This window comes from Streptosporangium sp. NPDC023825, assembly GCF_040639575.1.
Classification (GTDB): Bacteria; Actinomycetota; Actinomycetes; order Streptosporangiales; family Streptosporangiaceae; genus Streptosporangium.
In genome coordinates this window covers 1-6,698 of record NZ_JBFAAE010000129.1, presented here as the reverse complement: position 1 = coordinate 6,698, position 6,698 = coordinate 1, and the positions used below count along the sequence as shown (strand labels likewise).

The following is a 6,698-nucleotide window of genomic DNA, read 5'->3' as shown; positions in this document are numbered from 1 at the left end:
TTGGTCTGAACCGAGGGTCGCACGGCGCTGGGGTGCCGGGCGGCCCCACCGCCGAAGCGGGGGCTGGTCCCCTCCCCCCCGGCGGGGCGGGGCGCCCCCCCCCGCCCCCACGACCTGATGTCTCCTTGACTTAACCGGTCGCGATATCCAATAATTACGGACATGGCGGAGGATGAGATCATCGAAGCGATTCGTGTGCTCCCGAATCTCCTGCCTCCCGCTTCACCGGAAGCGATCAGTCAGGCGGAGGAGGCAATCGGACATCCACTACCACCATTGCTTCGCCGTCTCTATCCTGAAATTGCCAACGGAGGCTTCGGCCCACGCGGGGGGATCCTCGGGGTGGCCGGCAGCGAGTACGAGCACCATTTCGAGGTGGCCGACATCCTCGATGTGGACCAGAGTACACGCGACGATTGGCCCGGAATGCTATGGCTGTTCGACTGGAGTGCGGGAATCTGGTCCGTGATGGACAGCCGGGATCCGGCCGGACCCATGTGGATATGGAATCCAATGGGTCCTTACCGTCGGCCGGACCAGATAAGTTCGGAGGAAGAGAAAAGCGTAGATCACCCGGAATTGTTGGCACAGAACATGACCATTGCCGAATGGTTAACGGAGTGGCTGAAAGGCTCGTTCGCAAAAGATTTCAAGCCATCCGGTCTCCGTGCTGTCGCGGCGCATCGCGGCGGTCTGTACCGACCCTTCGTCCTCGGGTGAACTGATACTTCTGTAGCACCGTGATCACTTTTCCAAGGCTGCCGGTACCAAAATTATCAATCTTGGTGCTGGCGGCCGTGTTGTGCCATGAAGGCTCTTCGGGCGGGGGGTGTGGTTCAGGATCGGCGAAGCCCATCGCGTGGCGATGCCGCAGGCGCCCCTGACGGCGACCCTGTGGCTCCGTGCCATTGCCGAGCGAGTGGCCGTCCAGCTCACTACGGCCTGCCGGTCGTCTGATGCACCGAGCCTTGCACTCCTACGATCGCCTCCTCCCGCTTACGGGCGGACCTGGAACTCACCGGCACACCCACAAGGAGAATTTGTCAGCGCCCCGTGTGCCGACTCGTCAGACAACGGCCTGGTGGAGGCGCTGCTCACGTCATCACCACGAGACGGTTCGGACGGCACGACCTCTCCCGGCATGTGATGTGGCTCTGGCGTTGACGGCGGGACCGTACGGTTTTCGGCTCTGACTCATTTTCGGTGGTGACCGAGCGTTCTCGCAGGTGATGAGGAGGCGCTGGAGACGAATCGGGCGGCCACGGAACTCCACACTGGTCGGCTCTCCCCGGCCATCCGCGCCGGGGAGCCTCCTTTTCCATGTCTTTCTCGTATTGAGAATTTCTCACAATGAGGATAACTTGTGCCCGGGAGGAAATCGGGAGGAAAGATGACCCAAGCACGCCGGGCGCTCGCCGCGGAGACCGTGGCGATCCTGGAGCGCGGCTGGTACGACCACCCCTCGCGGGGGCGGGTGTCCATCGCGAAAGAGCTCGCCGGTGCCGTCGCGGGCACCCGGCTGTGGGGGCCCGACGAGCCGGTCGGGCCGCCCGCCGTGTCCCCGCCCGCCGTGTCCCCGGTAATGTCCCCGGCCGTCGCGACCTCGGTGGAGGTCGTCAACGAGACCTCCCTGTCGGCCGCCCGCCGGATGGCCGGAGCCGACGGGACCGGCGGGACCGAAGGCGAGGGCTGGGGTGACGGTGCCGTCGGCTGCCTGAACTTCGCCTCGGCGAAGAATCCCGGGGGCGGGTTCCTGAGGGGGACCCAGGCGCAGGAGGAGAGCCTGGCGTACGCGTCGGGGCTCTACCGCTGCCTGCTCGAGGCGCCGGACTTCTACGCCTTCCATCGGAAGCGGGGCGATCCGCTCTACAGCGACCGTGCGATCTTCTCGCCCGCGGTCCCGGTCTTCAGGGACGACCGGGCCGCCCTGCTCGCCCGTCCGTACCCCGTCTCGTTCCTCACCGTGGCCGCGCCGAACGCCAGGGCCATGGACGAGAACGACGAGCGGCGCGCCCGTCTGCCGGAGGTGCTGTTCGAGCGCTCGGGGAGGGCACTGAGCCTCTTCGCCGCCTCGGGGCTGCGCCGGCTCGTGCTGGGCGCGTGGGGGTGCGGGGTGTTCCGCAACTCGCCCACGCTCGTGGCGGCCTGCTTCGCCACGCATCTCGGCCCCTCGGGCGCCTTCCACGGGCGCTTCGAGCGGGTGGTCTTCGCCGTGCTCGACGACGCCCCCGGAACGCCCGTCCACGACGCGTTCGCCCGGGCGTTCACCGGCGAGCCCGGATAGGGCACCGGCCTCGGCACCCCCGGGATGCCCCCGTACCGGGTCCCGCGGAGTTCCGCCGGGTCCTGCCGGGGCCTGTCGGATCCGGATGACCGCCGGGAACGTCCGGGCCGGCGGTGCTCTCCGTGCCCGCGTCGCGCAGGAGCGGGGCGTCGGAGGTGCGGGGAGGTTCAGTACGCGATGCCGACCACCTGCCTCACGGTCGCAGGGTCGTCCAGCAGGGCGAGGATCGCGTGGGCCAGGTCGGAGCGGGCGATCGTGCGTCCGCCGGGGACGTTGCCGCCGACGGCCAGCCGGTAGGTCCCGGTGCGAGGCTTGTCCAGCAGGCGGGGCGGCCGCATGACCGTCCAGTCGGTGTCGCCGGCGCGGACGGCCTCCTCCATCGCCCCCAGATCGGTGTAGACGTCCCGCAGGAACCTCCGGATCAGCGGGGTCATGATCCTGCGGTCGAGGAAGGGGTCGCCCTGCGGCGACGGGCCGACCGGGGCCGCGCTCACCGCGACGAAGCGGCGCACCCCGCAGACCTCCAGGGCGGACAGGATCCCCCGCGTCGCCGGCGCGACGACGCCGTCCCGGGCGAGCTTCCTGCTGCGCGGGCCCAGACCCGAGATCACGGCGTCCCGTCCCTCGATCGCGGGACGCAACGCCTGCGGGTCGGTCACGTCGGCCGTCACCACCCGCACGCCGGTGAGGTCGCCGGGCAGCCGAGCGGGATCGCGCACCACCGCCGTCACCTCGTGCCCCGCCTCCAGCGCCTGTCGTACGACCTCCCGGCCCGTACCACCCGTGGCTCCGCAGACGGTCAGCTTCATGGTGCCCTCCTGGTGGGTAAGTGCTCACTAACCATTAGGGTGAGTGTTCACCCACCCATTCGTCAACTCCGGGGGAGCGCCCAGCATGAAGCCGACGCGGGTCCGGATCCTGGACGCGGCCGACCAGCTGATGCGGACCATCGGGCTGGCCCGCACCACCACCAAGGAGATCGCCCGCGCCGCGGGATGCTCGGAGGCCGCGCTCTACAAGCACTTCGACAGCAAGGAGGAGCTGTTCACGTTCGTCCTGAAGGAACGGCTGCCCCGGTTCGCCCCGCTCCTCGCCGAGCTGGAGAGCGGGGAGGTGGACGGGCGCGACGTCGAGGAGACCCTGGCCGAGATCGCCCGGCACGCCGTGGCGTTCTACGCGTCGACCTTCCCGATCGCCGCCTCCCTGTTCTCCGATCCGGCGCTGCTTCGGCGGCACGGCGAGGAGATGGACAGGCTCGACATGGGCCCGCACAAGCCGCTCGACACCCTCGCCGCCTACCTGCGCGAGCAGCGCGCCGCCGGGCGTCTCCGCGCGGGCGCCGACCCCGAGGCGGCGGCGGCCCTGTTCCTCGGGGCGTGCTTCCAGCGCGCCTTCCTGCAGGCCTTCGCCGGGGACCGCCCGCCGTCGGGACCGGCCGCCCGGCCGCTCGACGAGTTCGCCGCCGCGCTGGCCAGGACCCTCCTGGAGGGCGTCCGGGAGCCGGAGGCGCCCGTCCGGCCGTGACCGGAGGCGGACGCGGGAGTGCGTGGCCGGAGGCACCCGTCCGGCCGTGACCGGAGGCGGACGCGGGAGTGCGTGGCCGGAGGCACCCGTCCGGCCGTGACTGGAAGTGGACGCGGGAGTGCGTGGCCGGAGGCACCCGTCCGGCCGTGACTGGAAGTGGACTCGGAGTCCGTGACCGGGGACCCGGAAGCCCATGACCGGGGACGGACTTACTGATCGTTTCAGAATGAGGTTCGCAGGCGGCGGAGGCTGCTACGAGCGACTCCTCCGCCTCACCACATAGGACACGGTGTGGTGGCAAGCCTGCTTCGCAACCTCACATTTTTCCGGCCTGCGTCGTCCTGTTGGTGAGGGCAGCGACTGGTGCCCCGGAACGGAGTGAGGAAATGAAGGTTTTCATCGCTGGTGGGCGCGGCCGTGTCGGGTCCCGCCTTGCTGACAACCTGGAGGCCAAGGGCATCGAGGTGGTCTCGGGAGGACTCGAGGACGGGATCGACGTGATCTCGGGCAAGGGACTCACCGAGGCTCTCGTCGGAGTCGACACCATCGTGAACGTTCTCAACACCCCCCGCTTTGATGCGGAGGGGGCGATCTCGTTCTTCGAGGGAGCGATCAACAACCTGACCGCGGAGGGCAAGCGGGCAGGCGTGCGTCATCACATCGTGCTCTCCATTGTCGGCGTTGGAGAAGGGGACGCATCTGAGATCGGGTACTACCTCGGCAAGGTGGCGCAGGAGAAGGCCGTGCGATCCGCTTCGATCCCCGCCACCATCATTCGGGCCACCCAGTTCCAGAGCTACATCCCTGTCCTCATTGACCAGCACACCGTGGACGGAAAGGTTCTCGCTCCGAGGTCATTCATCCAGCCCGTCGAGCTGGACGAAGTCGTCGAACTGCTCGCCGAGGCTGTCACGACGCTGGAGCCGGGAAGTGTGGTCGAGATCGCTGGACCCGACCGGTTCTACCACGACGACCTCTTCCGTGCCACTCTGGCCGATCGCGGAGACGATCGTGAGGTTGTGACCGTGGACGGACAGGAACCCCTCGATGCCATGGTTCCGCGCGGCGCGTACCGGACAGGTAGCGTGCGGTACCCGATTACAGGGATCCCCACCGCCTGAATGCGATAGTGGAGAGAGGCGGGAACGTCTGACCGCCAGGAAATAGGTTAGGCGTGCTGCGCCCAATGGGAAAGGGTGCCCCATGTCGGAAGATCTTCCTGTTGAATCCGCAGAGTTCGGAAAAGCCGAGCGTGACGAATCACGGGCTCTCGATTCGGTCATGGCGGAGCGGCATCGTCTGCTGTCGCTAGCCTTTCGTATGATGGGCACCCTGGCCGATGCCGAGGACGTCGTGCAAGAGACATATGTGAGGTGGTACCGCCTTGAGCCCGAGGAACGCGACGAAATTGCCGCGCCTGTAGCATGGCTGATTCGAGTTGCGAGCCGCATCTCACTCGACCTGCTGGGTTCCGCGCGGGCACGACGGGAGACGTACGTCGGGCAATGGCTGCCGGAGCCAGTTCCGGCTGACCTCTTTGCGGACACAGCCATTGCGCCACTGAACTCCAGTCATCTCGCTGCTGATCCGCTCGAACGTGTCACCCTCGATGATGCCGTCAGCATGGCATTGCTGACGGTCCTCGAGGCCATGACCCCAGCAGAGCGAGTGACGTTCGTCCTGCATGATGTGTTCGGCGTCCCGTTTGACGAGATCGCTGGTGTCGTAGGTCGTTCAGCAGCAGCAACAAGGCAACTGGCAACGTCCGCACGCCGCCACGTTCGACGAGGAAGACGCGCACAGGTTTCTCCCCACCAGCATGATGAGGTTGTTCGGGCATTCCGTGGTGCAACTGTCAGAGGGGACATCGAGGACCTGCTCCGCGTGTTGGCTCCAGACGTCGAACTACGAGTAGACGGCGGCGGCTTCGTCAATGCCGCACCTCAGGTCATCCGTGGGTCGGATCATGTAGCCCGGTGGTTCCTGGGAGTGATGCGCAAGCAGCCCGCCCTCCGTCTTGAGCGACGCGACACAGCTGACGGTCTCGGATACATTATTCGAAATGAAGGGCGTCGATACGGAATGGTTACCTTTGACGTCAGCGATGAAGGCGTCACGAATGTGTGGCTGATGCTGAATCCAGTAAAGCTGACGAATTGGCCACTCTGATTGTTTTGGAATGGGTTGAGTTGCGGGTCTTGTGTCGACGATCTTGGTCGGCAGTGTGTCCGGGATGCGTGCTGATCTTGTTCCTGAGGACCTGTGGGAGCGGGTTGCTCCGCTGTTGCCGCCTGCTCCCGAAGGGCGCCACCGCTATCCCGGGCGGCTGCGCGTTCCGGACCGTGTGGCACTCACCGGCGTCATGTACGCGCTGCGGACCGGCGTCGCCTGGCGCGACGTCCCCGCGGAGACCGTGGGCTGCTCCGGGGTGACGGCCTGACGTCACCCAGCTTCTGCCACTGCTGGACGCGGTCCCACCGATCCGGGGTCTGCGCGGACGCCCCCGCCGCAAGCCCCGGCGTCTGTACGCCGACCGGGGCTACGACTTCGACAAGTACCGCCGCCTGCGGTGGAAGCGCGGCATCAAACCCATGATCGCCCGACGCGGTCTCGCCCACGGCTCAGGACTGGGCAAGGTGTGTTGGGTGGTCGAGCGCGCCTTCGCCTGGCCGCACCAGTTCAAACGACTCCGCACCCGCTACGAACGACGCGCCGACCTCCACCACGGGCTGCCCGGACCGGCCTGCAGCCTCATATGCCTCCGCCGCCCGCGAACCTCATTCTGAAACGATCGGTCAGAAGTCCATGTCGCCGCCGCCGGGCATGGCGGGGGCGGCTCCGGCCTTCTCGGGCTTCTCGGCGATGACGGCCTCGGTGGTGAGGAACAGCG

Annotated in this window: 6 protein-coding genes and 1 pseudogene; 6 read left to right on the top strand and 1 reads right to left on the bottom strand. The window is 67.3% G+C overall.

Annotated elements, in window-relative coordinates; all coding sequences use genetic code 11:
• The first annotated feature begins 162 nt into the window (after positions 1-162).
• Positions 163-720 carry an SMI1/KNR4 family protein gene (locus AB0G15_RS43195; RefSeq protein ID WP_362851494.1) on the top strand — a complete coding sequence of 186 codons (558 nt, stop codon included), beginning with the start codon at positions 163-165 and terminating at the stop codon, positions 718-720.
• A gap of 670 nt (positions 721-1,390) precedes the next feature.
• Positions 1,391-2,284 carry a TIGR02452 family protein gene (locus tag AB0G15_RS43190; protein ID WP_362851492.1) on the top strand — a complete coding sequence of 298 codons (894 nt, stop codon included), beginning with the start codon at positions 1,391-1,393 and terminating at the stop codon, positions 2,282-2,284.
• Between the two features lie 167 nt (positions 2,285-2,451).
• On the opposite strand, the gene AB0G15_RS43185 is transcribed toward AB0G15_RS43190, so the two are convergent.
• Positions 2,452-3,093, bottom strand: coding sequence for an SDR family oxidoreductase (locus AB0G15_RS43185; RefSeq protein ID WP_362851490.1), 642 nt, complete (start codon positions 3,091-3,093; stop codon positions 2,452-2,454).
• Between the two features lie 85 nt (positions 3,094-3,178).
• Between AB0G15_RS43185 and AB0G15_RS43180 the strand changes: the two genes are divergently transcribed.
• From AB0G15_RS43180 to AB0G15_RS43165, 4 genes and pseudogenes are all read left to right on the top strand, one after another.
• Complete coding sequence (locus tag AB0G15_RS43180) at positions 3,179-3,808, top strand: helix-turn-helix domain-containing protein (RefSeq protein ID WP_362851488.1); 630 nt, start codon at positions 3,179-3,181, stop codon at positions 3,806-3,808.
• A 386-nt stretch (positions 3,809-4,194) separates the two neighbouring features.
• A complete protein-coding gene (locus AB0G15_RS43175) occupies positions 4,195-4,929 on the top strand; it encodes an NAD(P)H-binding protein (protein WP_362696055.1) in 735 nt (244 codons plus the stop codon).
• 82 nt (positions 4,930-5,011) lie between these two features.
• Positions 5,012-5,977: an RNA polymerase sigma factor SigJ gene (sigJ, locus tag AB0G15_RS43170; RefSeq protein WP_362851486.1), complete on the top strand. Its 966-nt coding sequence runs from the start codon at positions 5,012-5,014 to the stop codon at positions 5,975-5,977.
• A 64-nt stretch (positions 5,978-6,041) separates the two neighbouring features.
• A pseudogene (locus tag AB0G15_RS43165) lies at positions 6,042-6,594 on the top strand (transposase).
• The last annotated feature ends 104 nt before the right edge of the window (positions 6,595-6,698 follow it).

Coding starts and splice junctions, on each gene's coding strand:
- AB0G15_RS43195 (WP_362851494.1), top strand. CDS start 163: ATGGCGGAGGATGAGATCATCGAAGCGATTCGTGTGCTCCCGAATCTC.
- AB0G15_RS43190 (WP_362851492.1), top strand. CDS start 1,391: ATGACCCAAGCACGCCGGGCGCTCGCCGCGGAGACCGTGGCGATCCTG.
- AB0G15_RS43185 (WP_362851490.1), bottom strand. CDS start 3,093: ATGAAGCTGACCGTCTGCGGAGCCACGGGTGGTACGGGCCGGGAGGTC.
- AB0G15_RS43180 (WP_362851488.1), top strand. CDS start 3,179: ATGAAGCCGACGCGGGTCCGGATCCTGGACGCGGCCGACCAGCTGATG.
- AB0G15_RS43175 (WP_362696055.1), top strand. CDS start 4,195: ATGAAGGTTTTCATCGCTGGTGGGCGCGGCCGTGTCGGGTCCCGCCTT.
- sigJ (WP_362851486.1), top strand. CDS start 5,012: ATGTCGGAAGATCTTCCTGTTGAATCCGCAGAGTTCGGAAAAGCCGAG.